General features: G+C 68.2%; 16 protein-coding genes and 1 tRNA gene. 9 read left to right on the top strand and 8 right to left on the bottom strand.

The window, feature by feature from the left end; translation table 11 throughout:
• Positions 1–53: 53 nt before the first annotated feature.
• Positions 54–1,088: a tRNA epoxyqueuosine(34) reductase QueG gene (gene queG, locus EGK76_RS07080; protein WP_233580220.1), complete on the top strand. Its 1,035-nt coding sequence runs from the start codon at positions 54–56 to the stop codon at positions 1,086–1,088.
• 34 nt (positions 1,089–1,122) lie between these two features.
• Here queG and pgi read toward each other — a convergent pair whose 3' ends face one another.
• From pgi to pcnB, 6 genes are all read right to left on the bottom strand, one after another.
• A complete protein-coding gene (gene pgi / locus EGK76_RS07075; RefSeq protein WP_123832133.1) occupies positions 1,123–2,649 on the bottom strand; it encodes a glucose-6-phosphate isomerase in 1,527 nt (508 codons plus the stop codon).
• A complete protein-coding gene (gene panD, locus EGK76_RS07070; protein WP_096297507.1) occupies positions 2,649–3,029 on the bottom strand; it encodes an aspartate 1-decarboxylase in 381 nt (126 codons plus the stop codon). The genes pgi and panD overlap by 1 nt, the downstream gene beginning before the upstream one ends.
• Before the next feature lie 114 nt (positions 3,030–3,143).
• Positions 3,144–4,010 carry a pantoate--beta-alanine ligase gene (panC, locus tag EGK76_RS07065; RefSeq protein ID WP_123832132.1) on the bottom strand — a complete coding sequence of 289 codons (867 nt, stop codon included), beginning with the start codon at positions 4,008–4,010 and terminating at the stop codon, positions 3,144–3,146.
• Positions 4,011–4,041: 31 nt separating this feature from the next.
• Positions 4,042–4,857 (bottom strand): 3-methyl-2-oxobutanoate hydroxymethyltransferase, encoded by an 816-nt coding sequence (gene panB / locus EGK76_RS07060; RefSeq protein ID WP_123832131.1) that lies wholly within the window; start codon positions 4,855–4,857, stop codon positions 4,042–4,044.
• 4 nt (positions 4,858–4,861) lie between these two features.
• Positions 4,862–5,356 (bottom strand): 2-amino-4-hydroxy-6-hydroxymethyldihydropteridine diphosphokinase, encoded by a 495-nt coding sequence (gene folK / locus EGK76_RS07055; RefSeq protein WP_123832130.1) that lies wholly within the window; start codon positions 5,354–5,356, stop codon positions 4,862–4,864.
• A gap of 40 nt (positions 5,357–5,396) precedes the next feature.
• Positions 5,397–6,734, bottom strand: coding sequence for a polynucleotide adenylyltransferase PcnB (gene pcnB, locus EGK76_RS07050; protein ID WP_123832129.1), 1,338 nt, complete (start codon positions 6,732–6,734; stop codon positions 5,397–5,399).
• Positions 6,735–6,861: 127 nt separating this feature from the next.
• Between pcnB and EGK76_RS07045 the strand changes: the two genes are divergently transcribed.
• Together EGK76_RS07045 and fdxA are read left to right on the top strand one after the other, a co-directional pair.
• A tRNA-Glu gene (locus tag EGK76_RS07045) sits at positions 6,862–6,937 on the top strand.
• 352 nt (positions 6,938–7,289) lie between these two features.
• On the top strand, positions 7,290–7,613 hold the full coding sequence (fdxA, locus tag EGK76_RS07040) for a ferredoxin FdxA (protein ID WP_096297503.1): 324 nt from the start codon (positions 7,290–7,292) through the stop codon (positions 7,611–7,613).
• 93 nt (positions 7,614–7,706) lie between these two features.
• Here fdxA and EGK76_RS07035 read toward each other — a convergent pair whose 3' ends face one another.
• Both EGK76_RS07035 and dapA read right to left on the bottom strand, forming a co-directional pair.
• Positions 7,707–8,219: a hypothetical protein gene (locus EGK76_RS07035; RefSeq protein WP_096297502.1), complete on the bottom strand. Its 513-nt coding sequence runs from the start codon at positions 8,217–8,219 to the stop codon at positions 7,707–7,709.
• 19 nt (positions 8,220–8,238) lie between these two features.
• Positions 8,239–9,141, bottom strand: a complete 903-nt coding sequence (dapA, locus tag EGK76_RS07030) for a 4-hydroxy-tetrahydrodipicolinate synthase (protein ID WP_123832128.1) — start codon at positions 9,139–9,141, stop codon at positions 8,239–8,241.
• Positions 9,142–9,311: 170 nt separating this feature from the next.
• Here dapA and EGK76_RS07025 point away from each other — a divergent pair, with 170 nt between their 5' ends.
• The 6 genes from EGK76_RS07025 to EGK76_RS07000 all read left to right on the top strand — a co-directional run bounded on the left by EGK76_RS07025 (position 9,312) and on the right by EGK76_RS07000 (position 14,462).
• A complete protein-coding gene (locus EGK76_RS07025) occupies positions 9,312–9,920 on the top strand; it encodes a glycine cleavage system protein R (protein ID WP_096297500.1) in 609 nt (202 codons plus the stop codon).
• An 80-nt stretch (positions 9,921–10,000) separates the two neighbouring features.
• Positions 10,001–10,483 carry a peroxiredoxin gene (locus EGK76_RS07020; RefSeq protein ID WP_123832127.1) on the top strand — a complete coding sequence of 161 codons (483 nt, stop codon included), beginning with the start codon at positions 10,001–10,003 and terminating at the stop codon, positions 10,481–10,483.
• A 127-nt stretch (positions 10,484–10,610) separates the two neighbouring features.
• The gene (locus EGK76_RS07015; RefSeq protein WP_123832126.1) at positions 10,611–12,008 is read left to right on the top strand and encodes a PhoH family protein; all 1,398 of its coding nucleotides are present in this window, start codon (positions 10,611–10,613) and stop codon (positions 12,006–12,008) included.
• An 85-nt stretch (positions 12,009–12,093) separates the two neighbouring features.
• Positions 12,094–12,774, top strand: a complete 681-nt coding sequence (locus EGK76_RS07010; protein WP_123832125.1) for a YoaK family protein — start codon at positions 12,094–12,096, stop codon at positions 12,772–12,774.
• 39 nt (positions 12,775–12,813) lie between these two features.
• A complete protein-coding gene (gene thiD / locus EGK76_RS07005) occupies positions 12,814–13,626 on the top strand; it encodes a bifunctional hydroxymethylpyrimidine kinase/phosphomethylpyrimidine kinase (protein ID WP_123832124.1) in 813 nt (270 codons plus the stop codon).
• Positions 13,623–14,462 (top strand): alpha/beta hydrolase, encoded by an 840-nt coding sequence (locus EGK76_RS07000; protein WP_233580211.1) that lies wholly within the window; start codon positions 13,623–13,625, stop codon positions 14,460–14,462. Before thiD ends, EGK76_RS07000 begins: the two co-directional genes overlap by 4 nt.
• Positions 14,463–14,507 lie beyond the last annotated feature (45 nt).

Below are 14,507 nucleotides of genomic sequence, written 5' to 3'. Positions count from 1 at the left end.
CCGTGAACCCACCCGTCGCCACTGCAGAATCCTCCGATGCGGGCGCCCAAGCCCTGGTCGCGCGCATCAAGGCGATCGCGGCCGGGATGGGCTTCCAGCGCTGCGGCATTGCCGGCATCGACCTGCGCGAGGATGAAGCGCATCTGCGGGACTGGCTCGCCCATGGCCTCTACGGCACGATGGACTGGATGGCCCGCCACGGCGACATGCGCGCCCGTCCCGCGGAACTGCTGCCCGGCACCGTGCGCGTGATCTCGGTCGGGCTGGACTACGGACGCAACGACGACGACAGCGCCTGGGACACGCTCGCCGACGGCAGCCGCGCCTACGTGGCGCGTTACGCACTGGGCCGCGACTACCACAAGCTGATGCGCAACCGGCTGCAGAAGTTCGCACATCGCATCGCCGAGGAGATCGGTCCGTTCGGTCATCGCGTGTTCGTCGATTCGGCGCCAGTGCTGGAACGTGCGCTCGCGCGCAATGCCGGGCTCGGCTGGATCGGCAAGCACACCTGCCTGATCGACAGGAACGGCGGCTCCTGGTTCTTCCTCGGCGAGATCTACGTCGACGTGCCGCTGCCGGTCGACCCACCGGCGAGCGCGCACTGCGGCACCTGCGTGCGCTGCATCGAGGTGTGCCCGACGCGCGCGATCGTCGCGCCGCATCGCCTGGATGCGCGCCGCTGCATCGCCTATCTCACCATCGAGCACGAAGGCGCGATCGATGCCTCGCTGCGGCCGCTGATCGGCAACCGCATCTTCGGCTGCGACGACTGCCAGCTGGTCTGTCCCTGGAACAAGTTCGCCAGGCGCACCGACGAACCCGACTTCCGCGCGCGCAACCATCTCGATACCGCGAGCCTGGCCGAGCTGTTCGCCTGGGACGAGGACGAATTCCTGCAGCGCACCGAAGGCTCGCCGATCCGGCGCAGCGGACATCGCCGATGGCTGCGCAACCTCGCGGTCGCGCTCGGCAATGCACCCGGCACGCCCGAGGTGATTGCCGCGCTGCGCAGCCGTCGGCGCTCGGGCGATGCGCTGGTCGATGAACACGTCGAATGGGCCCTGACGCGGCACGGCGTCGCCTAGTCCGACAGCCCTCGGCGCAAGCGACGCCCGCTACCTATACGCGATGCGCGCGGATCTCTTCCAGCAGCGCGCGCGTGACTGGATCGCTCACCGCGACCTCGTCGTCCTGCACCGCCGGCAACAGTTCGCCGGCAATGCGCTTGCCGAGCTCGACGCCCCACTGGTCGAAGGCGTTGATGCCCCAGAGCACCGACTGCGCGTAGACGCTGTGTTCGTACAACGCGATCAGCGCGCCGAGGCTGCGCGGCTCAAGCCGGTCGAGCAGCAGCAGCGTCGACGGACGATTGCCGGGATACGACTTCTGCGGATCGTCGGCCAAGTAGCCGTTGGCCAGGGCCTCGGTCTGCGCGAGCAGGTTCGACAGCAGCGCGGCGTGGTTGTCGGCATACGGATGCGCAGGATTCACCACGCCGATGAAATCGGCCGGCACGGTCTGCGTGCCCTGGTGCAGCGCCTGGAAAAAGCTGTGCTGGGAATTGGTGCCGGGGCCGCCCCAGAGCACCGGCACGGTGTCGATGCCGACGGGATGGCCGTCCGGCGTGACCGACTTGCCGAGGCTTTCCATCACCAGCTGCTGCAGGTAGGCCGGCAGCAGCGCGAGACGTTCGTCGTACGGCAGCACGGCGTGCGTGGCGAGGCCGAGCGCATTGCGGTTCCACACGGCGGTCAACGCATGCAGAAGCGGCAGGTTGGCGGCGACCGGCGCATGCAGCGCGTGCGCATCCATGTCGGCCGCACCGGTCAGCAAGGCCTCGAATCCGTCCATGCCGACCGCCAGCGCGATCGAGAAACCCACCGCCGACCACAGCGAATAGCGTCCGCCGACCCAGTCCCACATCGGCAACACGCGCTCCGGCGCGACGCCGAAGGCCTCCGCGCGCGGGACGTTGGCGCTGACCGCGTACAGCCGCTCGCTGCCACCGAGCCAGTCGCGCACCACCGCGCCATTGAGCAGCGTCTCCTGCGTACTGAAGGTCTTGGAGACGAGGATCGCGGCCGTTTTCGATGGATCCAGCCCGGCGAGAAGATGCTGCGCATCGCTGCCGTCGACATTGGTGAGGAAATGCACGCGGAACCGGCCGGTGCCGAAATCCTTCAGCGCGTCGACGACCAGCCGTGGCCCCAGGTCGGAGCCGCCGATTCCCACGTTGACGATGTCGGTGACCTCGGACGCCTGGAGCTGGGCGACCAGCTCGGCCATGCGCGCACGCGCGGCCGCAGCCTGCCGATTCGCGTCGCGCGCGATCGCGGTCTCAGAAAGCGCCGAGCGCAATGCGACGTGCAGCGCAGGGCGGTTCTCGGACGTATTGACGGTGACGCCGTCGAACAGCGCGCGGAACGCCTGCGGCAGCGACGCGGCCTCGCCCAATCCGACGAGTGCATCGCGCGCATCACGATCGAACCGCTGGCGCGCGAAGCTCGCGTACAGCCCACCAATGCGCAGGGCGAAATCGCGCGGACGACCCGCATCCGCTGCGACGAGGTCGGCGATACGCGCCGAATCGAGGCGACGCGCGTGCGGCGCCAGCGTGCTTTCGATCCGCCGGGCCGCCGCCGTCATCAGGCGGCCTGCGCCGGAATGGACTCGTTGGTGTGGGTCATGCGGTTGTCGCGGTCGACATACACCAGCTTGGGCTTGAACCCGGCCACGTCGGCCTCGTCCAGCGCGCCGTAGGCGCAGATGATCAGCAGATCGCCCACCCCGGCCTTGTGCGCGGCCGCGCCGTTGACCGAGATGATGCCGCTGCCGACGTCGGCGCGGATCGCATAGGTTGCGAAACGCTCGCCGTTGTCGATGTTGTAGATCTCGATGCGCTCGTACTCGCGGATGCCCGCCAGGTCGAGCAGACGCCCGTCGATGGCGCACGAGCCTTCGTAGTGCAGCTCGGCGTGGGTGACGGACGCGCGGTGGATCTTGGCTTTGAGCAGGGTCAGTTGCATGGCGGTGGCCGTGCGATCACGGCATCGGACAACGCGGGAAACCCGCAGGAACCGCGAAGTATAGGGACCATCTGCGGCATCGCAACATTGCCGCCGCAACGACTGGCGGCAAGTTCAGCCGGCCGAGGGCGCAGCGTCCAGCCTGAATTCGAGATTGTCGATCAGCCGCGTTCCGCCCAGGCGCGCGGCGGCCAGCGCCACCGCCACGGGCTGACCGACCAGGTACGGCGACAGGTCCGGGGCGCGCACCTCGACATAATCGACGTCGAAGCCCTCCGCCCGAAGCGCCGCAATGGCCTGGGACGCGGCCTCGGCTGCCGGGGACCCGCTCCGCATCGCCTGCGCCAATGCCAGCAACGACCGGTACAGGGCCGGCGCGCGCGCGCGGGAGGCGGCGTCGAGATACTGGTTGCGCGAGCTCATCGCCAGACCGTCCGCTTCGCGTGCGATCGCCACCGGCAACAAGTCGACCGGGAACGCCAGGTCGGTGACCAGATGCGAGATCACGGCCAGCTGCTGGTAGTCCTTGCGGCCGAACGCGGCGACATCGGGCTGCACCTGGTTCAGCAGGCGCGCAACCACCGTGGCCACGCCATCGAAGTGCCCCGGGCGATGGGCCCCGTCGAGGATTTCCGACACACCCGGGACGCGCACAGTGACCGCGTTGTGCAGTCCGAGCGGATACATCGCTTCCACCGTCGGCAGCCACAGCAGATCACAACCGGCGGCATCCAGCCCCTCGGCATCGCGCTCGGGCGTGCGCGGATAGCGCGCGAAATCCTCGTTCGGACCGAACTGGGTGGGGTTGACGAACACGCTGGCGACCACGCGATCGACCCGCGCGCGCAGCGCTTCGACCAGGCTGAAGTGGCCGGCATGCAGGTTGCCCATGGTCGGCACCAGACCGATGCGCAGACCGGCGCGCTTCCATTCAAGGATCCGCGCGCGCAGCGCGGACAGGGTGTCAACGGTTTCGATCATCGGAGTTCTGTATGCGTGCCGGCGCAGGCGCTCAGCTGTAGGAATGTTCGCGGCCGGGGAAGCTGCCGTCCTGTACCGCCGCGACGTAGGCGCGCACGGCGCCGGCGACCGAGCCGCCCTCGGCCAGGAAGTCGCGCACGAACTTCGGACGTCGATGCCCACTGTCCAGGCCGAGCATGTCGTGCAGTACCAGCACCTGGCCGTCGCAGCCGGGACCGGCGCCAATGCCGATCGTCGGCACCGGCGAATCGGCGGTGATGCCGGTGGCCAGCGCGGCCGGCACACCTTCGAGCACGACCAGCGTGGCACCCGCCGCGACGATCGCCTGCGCATCGTCACGCAGCGCCTGCGCGGCGGTATCGCCGCGACCCTGCACCTTGAAGCCGCCGAAACGCAGCACCGACTGCGGTGTCAGGCCCAGGTGCGCGCAGACCGGGATCTCGCGATCGACGAGAAAGCGCACGACCTCGCACTTGTTCGCTGTCGCCCCCTCGAGCTTGACCATGCCGGCGCCGGCCTGCAGCAGGCGCGTCGCGGCATCGAGCGCGCGCTCCGGCGTCGCGTCGGCCTGGAACGGCAGATCGGCGACCACCAGCGCCCGCCGCACCGCACGTGCGACGCAGGCGGTGTGATAGGCGATGTCATCGACCGTCACCGGCAAGGTCGAGCCATGGCCCTGCACCACCATGCCCAGCGAATCGCCGACCAGCAGCAGATCCACGCCTGCGGCATCGAGCGTCCGGGCGAAGCCGGCGTCGTAGGCCGTGAGCATGGTCAGGCGACGGCTGGCTGCGCGGGCCTCGAACAGCGCGGGCACGGTGACCGGCGCGGGAGCGGAAGGATTCATGGCGCTAGCCTAGCGCTTCGATGCCTGCGCGATCCACGACCACGAGCGCGTCGGCGGCCGCGCCGACCGTCGGGATCTGGACGCCGGCATCGAGTTCCAGCAGCGGAACAAGCACGAAGGCACGTTGGTGCATGCGCGGGTGCGGAACGGTCAATCCCGGCAGTGCGATGACGGCATCGCCATAAAGCAGCAGATCCAGGTCCAAAGTGCGCGGCCCCCACTGGTCCCCGGGTGCCTCGCTGCGGCTGCGACCGAAGTCCTGTTCGATGCCCAGCAGGGCGTCGAGCAGATCCATCGGCGCGAGCGCGGTATCCAGCATGGCGACCGCGTTGACGAAATCAGGCTGGTCGGTCCGCCCCCAGGCCGGTGTTCGGTACAGCGAGGACAACCGCAGGTCAGTCACGCCCGGCAGCGCGGCGAGCGCGGCGGCGGCGCCGCGGATCACCCGCGGCACATCGCCCAGGTTTCCACCAAGCCCGACGAAGGCACGCACGTTCATCGGAGCCTCCAATGCCGCCGACGTATCGCGCGGCCCTGATTCACCCGGCGGCGACCGGAGCGCGGCGCCGCCGACGGCGCTTGCGCGGGGCATCGTTCTCGCCATCGGCCTCGTCCTCGCCCGGATACAGCGCGATCGCGTTGTCCGGATCGTGTTGCGCCTCTTCCCAGAACGCGACGTCCGCGCTGTGCGCATCGGACGCGGTCTGTCGCAATACAAGGAAATCGAAGGCCGCGCGGAAACGCGGATGCGACAGCGTGCGCGTGACACGCTTGCGCTGGCGCAGCGGGAAGCGCGCCTGCAGCAGCCAGATTTCCTGCATCGGCAGCGAGAACCGTCGCGGCAGTGCGACGGTCGACAGCTGGTGCAGGGTCACGCGATCGGCTGCGCGGCGTTGCGCTTCCACCGCATGCACGCCGTCGGCCTGGAGCTTCATCCAGGTGCGGCAGAAGGCCGGCCACAGCAGCGTGGCGAAGAGAAATGCCGGCGAAACCGGATCGCCCGCGGCGATCCGGGCATCCGTCGACGCGAGACCGGCAAGCACGATCGCGCGCAGTGCTCCGCTGCGGTTGCTCGCCAGCGCCGCGGCCGATTCTGGAAACAGCGCCGGCAGCAGGCCGTAGCGCTCCAGCTGTTCGAAACTCGCAACCGCGTGCCCGGACAGGAACAGCTTCAGGCACTCCTCGAACAGGCGTGCGGGCGCAGCCTCCGACAACAGCGACGCCAGGCGCGGGATCGGCTCGGCCGTCCCGGGCTCGATCGTGAAGTCCAGCTTGGCCGCCAGCCGCACCGCACGCAGCATCCGCACCGGGTCTTCGCGATAACGCGTTTCCGGGTCGCCGATCAGCCGCATCACGCGGTTCTGCACGTCTTCGTAGCCGCCGGTGTAATCGCGCACCGAGAAGTCGGCGATCGCGTAATACAACGCGTTGGCAGTGAAGTCGCGGCGGACCGCATCGTCTTCGATCGTGCCGTAGACGTTGTCGCGCAGCAGGCGTCCACCATCGTGAACCTCGCGGTCTCCGCTGCCATCGTCGACGTTGGCGCGGAACGTCGCGACCTCGATGATCTCGCGACCGAACACCACATGCGCCAGCCGGAACCGGCGGCCGATCAGGCGGCAGTTGCGGAACAGCGCCTTGACCTGCTCGGGCGTGGCGTCGGTCGCAATGTCGAAGTCCTTCGGAACCAGGCCGACAAGCAGGTCGCGGACCGCGCCGCCGACCAGATAGGCCTCATGCCCGGACTCGTGCAGGCGATACAGCACCCGCAACGCGTTCTGGCTGATCTGCCGGCGCGAGATGATGTGCTGGTCGCGCGGAATGATCCGCAGCTGAGCAGTCACGGCGTCTGGAACGGGCGTGGAATGGGTATGCATCAAGTTCTGAAATTTTTCTCAGGCGGCCGTTGCGGCGCCAGCAAGCCTGCTATACTAGCAAGCTGCACACGTCTTAGACGCGTTTGCAGACCGGTCGTCCAACCGGCGCCGCTTGCGGCGGACCCCAGCTCCCTTCGTCTAGAGGCCCAGGACGTGGCCCTCTCAAGGCTAAAACACGGGTTCGAATCCCGTAGGGAGCACCATATCAAAGCGAAAGGCCCATGCCGACCGGCGTGGGCCTTTCTGCTTTTCAGGGACAGATTCCGGCCCTCCCGGATTGCACTGCGCCGCTCGGGCGTGCGGGTGTCGGCATCGCCGTGCAGAAGTGGTTGGCCGGCCAGGCCGCCCCATGACCTCACGCGACGTAGCGCAGCACAGGGCACAGCCGCGGTACGCATGCGCGACGCCTCGTCATGAACTGATTCTTCCGTAACCAGCCGCCGGACATCCGCAAGTCTCGCTCATGGGCAGGCGTACAAATGGGAACACTTCGCACCGGCACCTCGAGCGCTGCCTTAAACTGCAATCCCTCGTCGCCCCGCTCGATCCGAATCCATGCCTTTCGTCGTCACCGAAAACTGCATCAAGTGCAAGTACACCGACTGCGTCGAGGTCTGTCCGGTGGACTGTTTCCACGAAGGCCCGAACTTCCTCGTCATCGACCCGGACGAGTGCATCGACTGCACCTTGTGCGAGCCGGAATGTCCGATCAATGCGATCTATCCCGAAGACGACGTGCCGGCCGGACAGGAGGCGTTCGTCGCGCTGAACGCCGAGCTGGCAAAAGCCTGGCCGGTGATCACCACGCGCAAGGACCCGATGCCGGACGCGAAGGATTGGGAAGGCAAGCCGGACAAGCTGCCGCTGCTGGAGCGCTGATCCACACGGCGCTTCCGCCCAAAGAAACAAGAACGGGCGCCGAGGCGCCCGTTCTCGTAGATGTCCGCAGGTGGACCTGCCGACGCAGGAGCGTTACGGCGCCAGCGCGGCACGCAACGATGCGATCAGGCGCGTCGGCGCCTCGCCGGCCGCCGCGACGCCACGCGCATCGACCGCCGATACCACCGCGCCGTCCTGGCCCGAGGCCACGCGGAGCAGGAACTGGCTGCCGGCGTAGCTGATGTCATACGTACCAAGCGCCTCTGACCGGCTGTTGACGGTGACCCCGTCAGTGGCCGCGAGCGCCTGCCCGACCTGTGCGAACACCGCATCGCGCTGCCCGGGCACGGCGAACGAGACGTTCGGATTGGCCTGGGCCGCGCCGGTCGCGGACCGGGTGACCGAGCTGGGGGTGCCCGGCAATGCCATCGCGCCATCGGCCCGCGGCAGATCGAGATCGGGCGGCACTTCCAGCGGACGGGTTTCAGGGCTCTGCGCATAGAGCGCGTTGTCCTTCTTGAACCAGCGGCAGCCGCTGGTGCCCACGACTGCGACCGCAACTGCAGCAATGGCGACATAGCGCATGGAGGAACGGGGTAGACGCATCGTGGTATCTCCTGGGAAATCAGGCGGCGCGGGCGCGGCAGGACGCTTCAATGTCCGCCGCGAGTCGCGTCACATCGTCGGCTTCGGCGCGGTGCGCCTCGGCCAGTGTCGTCAGAGGCAGGCGCAGGCCGTGGCCGTAGCCCTGCCTCGCCAGCACCGCCTTGACGGGAATGGGATTGGATTCGACCCCGCAGAACGCCTGGACCGGCTTGAGCCGCGCATCCAGGGCGCCGGCCGCGTCGGCCCTGCCGGCCCGGGCCAGGTCGCACAGCTGGCGGAACGCCGCCGGCACGATATTGGATGCGACCGAGATCACGCCGTCGGCACCAGCAAGCATCGCACGTGCGGCGCTCGGATCATCGCCACTGAGCACGGCGAAGGACTCGCTCTGCAGCGCCAGCAGCGCCTGCATGCGTTCGACGCCATCGTGGGCCTCCTTGATGCCGACAATGCGTCGATGCGTGGCGAGTTCGGCGACCGTGGCGGGCAACATGTCGACGCCGGTTCGTCCGGGCACGTTGTAGAGCAGGACCGGAAGCCCGCCCTCGTCCGCGACTGCGCGGTAATGCGCCACAAGTCCGGCCTGGGTCGGCCGCACGTACGGCGGGACGACGACCAGCGCGACATCCGCGCCCATCGCGGCGAGCCGGCGGGTCGCCGCGACCGTCCTGGCGGTCGCCGACATACCGGTCCCTGCCAGCACCGGCACGCGCCCGGCGGCCAGCGCGACAGCCGAAGTCACCAGCCACTCGTACTCTCCGTCATCCAGCGCGGCCGCCTCGCCGGTCGAACCCGCGACCACGAGGCCCTGGGTGCCGGCGTCGATCTGGCTCTCGACCAGTCGCTTCCACGCAGCACGGTCCAGTGCGCCATCGGCATCGAAGGGAGTGGCAAGTGCGGTGATGCTGCCTGAGAGTCGCAAGACGTTGATCCGGTGAGCGGCCCGGTGGGCCTGAGAGTGCGCGCCCGCGATAAAACGGCGATTTGGCACGGAAAATTGCCGGCCGATGTTACTTGCGGCCATGAAGGACCGGCAAGTATGCTGATCCGCGCATCCGGTACCGTCCGGACGCCGTTCACCCTCCAGTCGCCATCGACCGCCCGGTCGACCCGTTTCCCGCCGCGGACCCCCCCTTGACCGATACCGACACCGCAGCACGGCCCTCGCCGAACGAGAACTATCTGCTGATCAACGCCTATACGACGCATCCGGCCTCGCCGCTGCTGTCCGTTTCGCGCCGCATCGCCGACAGTGGTTGCAACCTCGTCGACACCCGCCTGTCGACCGTGGGACGCGATGTCTCGGTCACCGCATTGGCCAACGGCCCCTGGGACGCGGTGGCGAAGCTCGAGGCCATGCTCACGCGCCTCGAGCGCGAGGAGGACCTCAAGCTGGTGTGGTACCGCACGGGGCCCAAGCCGGTGCAGTCCAACCTGTTGCCTTACGTGGTGGAAGTGGTCGCCGCCGACAAGCCGGGCATCCTGTTCCAGCTCGCCGACTTCTTCGACCGCCAGGGCATCACGATCGAGAGCCTGCATTCCTCGCGCTATCGCGCGATGCAGACCGGCGCCGACATGTTTTCGGCCCAGATCACCATCGGCATTCCGGCCAACATGCACATCGCCGCGCTGCGCGACGATTTCCTCGAGTTCTGCGACCACTTGAACCTCGACGCGATCATGGATCCGATGAAGTTCTGAACCTGCGCGCGGGCGCTTGCGAAAGCACCCGGCCGCGCGCATTGTGGAATTGCCTGCCGCAATGGAACGCCGTTCGCACGATGCCTCAAGCACGCAAGAAGCTCGCAGCCGCCACCCTGGAGTTGCCACTGGCGCTGTCGGGCGGCGAGACGGCCACGCTGGCCGACCATGCCGGACGCTGGCTGGTCCTCTATTTCTATCCCAAGGACTCGACGCCCGGCTGCACCACCGAGGGCCTCGACTTCAACGCGCGGCTGCCGCAGTTCGCCGCGCTGGGCGCTGATGTCTACGGCGTCTCGCGCGATTCCGTGAAGTCGCACGACAACTTCTGCGCCAGGCAGGGCTATGCGTTTCCGCTGGTCAGCGATGCAGACGAGGCGCTGTGCCGCGCGTTCGACGTGATCCGCGAGAAGAACATGTACGGCCGCAAGGTGCTGGGCATCGAGCGCAGTACGTTCCTGATCGATCCCGAAAGCCGCATCGCCGCAGAGTGGCGCAAGGTCCGTGTCCCGGGCCACGCGCAGGCCGTCCTCGAAGCACTCCAGGCCGCGCAGTCGCAGTGACTGCAACGATTCTCCAAGCCGCACGCCGTCCCGCATCCGGGGTCACGGCGGCGCGGCGTTGCGTGTGCGATACCGAAATCTCCAGCTCCGTCATCCCCTCCCACTACGGAACGCCGACACTCCGATGATGACCGAAGGCAAACGCGTCTACGTGCTCGATACCAACGTGCTGATGCACGACCCCACAGCGCTGTTCAAATTCGAGGAGCACGATGTCTACCTGCCGATGCAGGTGATCGAAGAACTGGACAACGGCAAGAAGGGCACGAGCGAGGCGAGTCGCAGTGCGCGCCAGGCCAGCCGGTTCATCAACGAACTTCTTCAGAGCGCGGGCAGCGACCAGGTGGCGACCGGCCTGCCCCTGCAGCGTCCGCAGGGCCTGCAGCTGCGCGGCGCGCAGAGCGTTGGCAAGCTGCGGTTCCAGACCACGGTGCCGTCCGAGGATCAGGCCTCGTTCGGTGTGGCCGCGCCCGACAACCGCATCCTGGGCGCGATCCTCGAACTTTTGCGCAGCGAGCCGGACTATCCGGTGGTGTTCGTCTCGAAGGACATCAACCTGCGGATCAAGGCGTCGATCGCCGGCATCCGCAACGAGGACTACGAAAACGACCGCGCGCTCGACGATTTCAGCCTGCTCTATACCGGCGCCACCGCCCTGCCGGCGGATTTCTGGTCGATGCACGGCAAGGACCTGCGTTCGTGGACGGACAAGGGCCGCACGTACTACGAGCTGGCGGTGGGCGAGGAGGACTGGCACGCCAACCAGTTCCTGTACCTGCCGGGCGACGAGGAATCGGAGTTCCGGGTGGTCAGGGTCGAAGACGGCCGCGCAACGCTGCAGATCGTCGACGACTTCCGTCATACCCAGCATGCGGTCTGGGGCATCAACGCGCGCAACCGCGAGCAGAACTTCGCGCTCAACGCGCTGATGGATCCGGAGATCGATTTCGTCACCCTGCTCGGCACCGCCGGTACCGGCAAGACGCTGCTCGCGCTGGCGGCCGGCCTGGCGCAGACGATGGACCAGCAGCGCTATCGCGAGATCATCATGACGCGCGCGACGGTCAGTGTCGGTGAGGACATCGGCTTCCTGCCCGGTACCGAGGAGGAGAAGATGACGCCGTGGATGGGCGCGCTGACCGATAACCTCGAAGTGCTCACCCACAACCAGGCCGGCGGCAGCTGGGGCCGCGCGGCGACCAACGACCTGCTGGCATCGCGCATCAAGATCCGCTCGATGAACTTCATGCGCGGGCGCACGTTCCTGTCGCGCTACCTGATCCTCGACGAGGCACAGAACCTCACGCCCAAGCAGATGAAGACCCTGATTACGCGCGCCGGGCCGGGGACGAAGATCGTGTGCCTTGGCAATGTCGAGCAGATCGATACGCCCTACCTCACCGAAACCACGTCGGGACTGACCTATGCGGTCGACCGGTTCAAGGACTGGGCGCACAGTGCCCACGTAACCCTGCGCCGCGGCGAGCGTTCGCGCCTGGCCGATTTCGCGTCCGAAGTGCTGTGACGCCGGGCATGCGCCGGGGATGAGCCCTGGATGAGCCGCTCCGGCAGCAGGCTCCACGCATGTCTTTTGCCAACCGGCAGCGCGCGTGGATAGCCGGCTGCCGGCCTGGGTGTGGATCGGCGCGATCGTGCTTGCCTGCGTGGCAGGCATGGTCAACGTCGTCGGCTACCTCGGGTTCGAATATCAGGCACTGAGCCACCTCACAGGCACCACCACCCTGCTCGGAGCGGCGCTGGTCGCCGGAGACCGCAGCACAGCCCTGCAACTTGCCGGCATCGTGCTGGCGTTCTGTGCAGGCGCCACCCTGAGTGGCCTGATCCTGCAGGACGACGCCCTGCGACTCGGGCGCCGTTACGGTGTTGCTCTGGCGCTGGAGGCGGGCCTGCTGGCGGCGGCGGTTCCCCTGTTCGAGCGCGCCGCGCTCTACGGCGCGCTCCTTGCGGCGATGGCCTGCGGACTGCAGAACGCACTGGCAACGACCTACAGTGGCGCGCTGGTCCGCACCACGCATCTGAGCGGCATGTTCACCGACCTGGGCATCGGCCTCGGACACCTGTTGCGCGGCCGACCACTGCCCACCCGGCGGCTTTCGCTGAGCGCACTGATCATCGCGGCGTTTCTGGCCGGAGGGGCGGCGGGTGCATGGCTGTTCGCGCTGCTGCGCTACGACGCGCTGCTGATCCCCGCCGCACTCACCGGGGCCACGGGCCTGGGGTACACGGCCTATCGCCAGTGGCGCGGAGTACCTGCGGGGCCGGCGGACTGATCCATCGCAGCCGTGAAGGCCGGCAGGCACAATACGCCGATGAGCACATCACCCTCGCGCGCCATCTCGGTCCTGACCATTGCCGGTTCCGATTCCGGCGGCGGCGCCGGCATCCAGGCCGACCTCAAGACCTTTGCCGCGCATCGCGTGCACGGCTTGTCCGCGATCGCTGCGTTGACCGCGCAGCACACCCGGGGCGTGACCGCGGTTCATGCGCCGCCGGTTGCGTTCCTGCGCGCCCAGATCGACGCCTGCTTCGACGATTTCGACATACGCGCGGTCAAGATCGGCATGCTGGCGACGGCGGAGATCGTCGACGCGGTGGTCGATGCACTGGCGCAACACCCCGAGCTGCCGATCGTGGTCGACCCGGTGATGATCGCGACTTCCGGCGCCAAGCTGCTCGACGACAACGCACTGGGCGCACTGCGCGGTCGCCTGATTCCGCGCGCCCACGTCTTGACGCCGAACCTGCCGGAAGCGGAGCTTCTGCTCGGCCGTGTGATCGACGGCGGCGCGGCTGCCGACGCGGCCCTCGCCGCGCTGCGTGCGCTCGGTGCGCAGGGCGTTCTGCTCAAGGGAGGCCATCTCCACGAAGGCGATGAGGTGGTCGACCGCTACGCCGATGCGGCGGCCGCGTTCACCCATCGCGCGCCACGCCTGGAGATCGATGGCCACGGCACCGGCTGCACGCTGTCGTCGGCGATCGCGGCTCGGCTTGCGCTGGGCGATGACGCGGCAGCGGCCTGCCGCGCCGGCATCGGCTACGTGCACAGCGCGATGCGAGACGCCTATCGGCCGGGACGCAGCGACGTCAGCGTGCTCGGACATCTCGGTCGCCTGGCGCCGTGAGCGCTGCGGCGGGGGTGACCGCGGTCGAGGTCGGCGACGGCCACCGCTTCGAGCTGATCACGCGAGTGCCCGAGGCACCACGCAGACGTCTGTTGTGGCTGCCGGCGATGGGCGTACCGGCCAGGCACTACCTGCCTTTCGCCGACGCACTGGCGGCGCGTGGTATCGCCGTGGGCCTGCACGAATGGCGCGGCATCGGATCGAGCAACCTGCGCGCCGGGCGCGCCTGTGACTGGGGTTACCGTGAACTCCTTGCCGATATCGCCGGCAGCGACGCAGCGCTGGATGGCTGCGCGCCGAATGCGGCGCGCATCGTCGGTGGTCACAGCCTCGGCGGCCAGCTCGCGTGCTGCCACCTCGCGCTGCATCCCGATACAGCGCAGACACTCTGGCTCGTCGCCAGTGGCGCGCCCTACTGGCGCGCGTTTCCACCGCGTGTGCGCTATGCGCTGCCGCCGCTTTACCGCTTCATGGCCTGGATCGCGCGTGTCCGTGGTGCGCTGCCGGGTCGCCGGCTGGGCTTTGCCGGCAACGAGTCGCGGAGCGTGATCGCCGACTGGACGTGCAGCGGACTGCGTGGACGTTATTCGGCTGCGGGCCTGGGCGTCGATCTGGATGCCGCAATGGGGCGCGTGGAAGTCGACGTCCGCGCGGCGTGGCTGCACGACGACTGGCTGGGGCCACCCACCTCTCTACGCTTCCTGCTGTCGAAGCTCGGGAGCGGTGCGGACGCGGACATTGCCGGCTTCGCCGCCCGCGATCTCGGCACAGCGGCAGATCATTTCGCGTGGATGCGCACGCCCGCCGTGATCGCGGCCTGGCTCGCTGACGCCTGAGCGGGGCGAAGGGCGTCCGCTACACTGCGCCGATTGCCTACCGAG

Origin of the sequence: Luteimonas sp. 100069, from assembly GCF_003813845.1 — a bacterium.
Classification (GTDB): domain Bacteria; phylum Pseudomonadota; class Gammaproteobacteria; order Xanthomonadales; family Xanthomonadaceae; genus Luteimonas; species Luteimonas chenhongjianii.
Note: the sequence above shows the minus strand (reverse complement) of the source record. Positions and strands in the feature narration are given on the sequence as shown.

Coding starts and splice junctions, on each gene's coding strand:
- pgi (WP_123832133.1), bottom strand. CDS start 2,649: ATGACGGCGGCGGCCCGGCGGATCGAAAGCACGCTGGCGCCGCACGCG.
- panD (WP_096297507.1), bottom strand. CDS start 3,029: ATGCAACTGACCCTGCTCAAAGCCAAGATCCACCGCGCGTCCGTCACC.
- panC (WP_123832132.1), bottom strand. CDS start 4,010: ATGATCGAAACCGTTGACACCCTGTCCGCGCTGCGCGCGCGGATCCTT.
- panB (WP_123832131.1), bottom strand. CDS start 4,857: ATGAATCCTTCCGCTCCCGCGCCGGTCACCGTGCCCGCGCTGTTCGAG.
- folK (WP_123832130.1), bottom strand. CDS start 5,356: ATGAACGTGCGTGCCTTCGTCGGGCTTGGTGGAAACCTGGGCGATGTG.
- pcnB (WP_123832129.1), bottom strand. CDS start 6,734: ATGCATACCCATTCCACGCCCGTTCCAGACGCCGTGACTGCTCAGCTG.
- fdxA (WP_096297503.1), top strand. CDS start 7,290: ATGCCTTTCGTCGTCACCGAAAACTGCATCAAGTGCAAGTACACCGAC.
- EGK76_RS07035 (WP_096297502.1), bottom strand. CDS start 8,219: ATGCGTCTACCCCGTTCCTCCATGCGCTATGTCGCCATTGCTGCAGTT.
- EGK76_RS07020 (WP_123832127.1), top strand. CDS start 10,001: ATGCCTCAAGCACGCAAGAAGCTCGCAGCCGCCACCCTGGAGTTGCCA.
- EGK76_RS07015 (WP_123832126.1), top strand. CDS start 10,611: ATGACCGAAGGCAAACGCGTCTACGTGCTCGATACCAACGTGCTGATG.
- thiD (WP_123832124.1), top strand. CDS start 12,814: ATGAGCACATCACCCTCGCGCGCCATCTCGGTCCTGACCATTGCCGGT.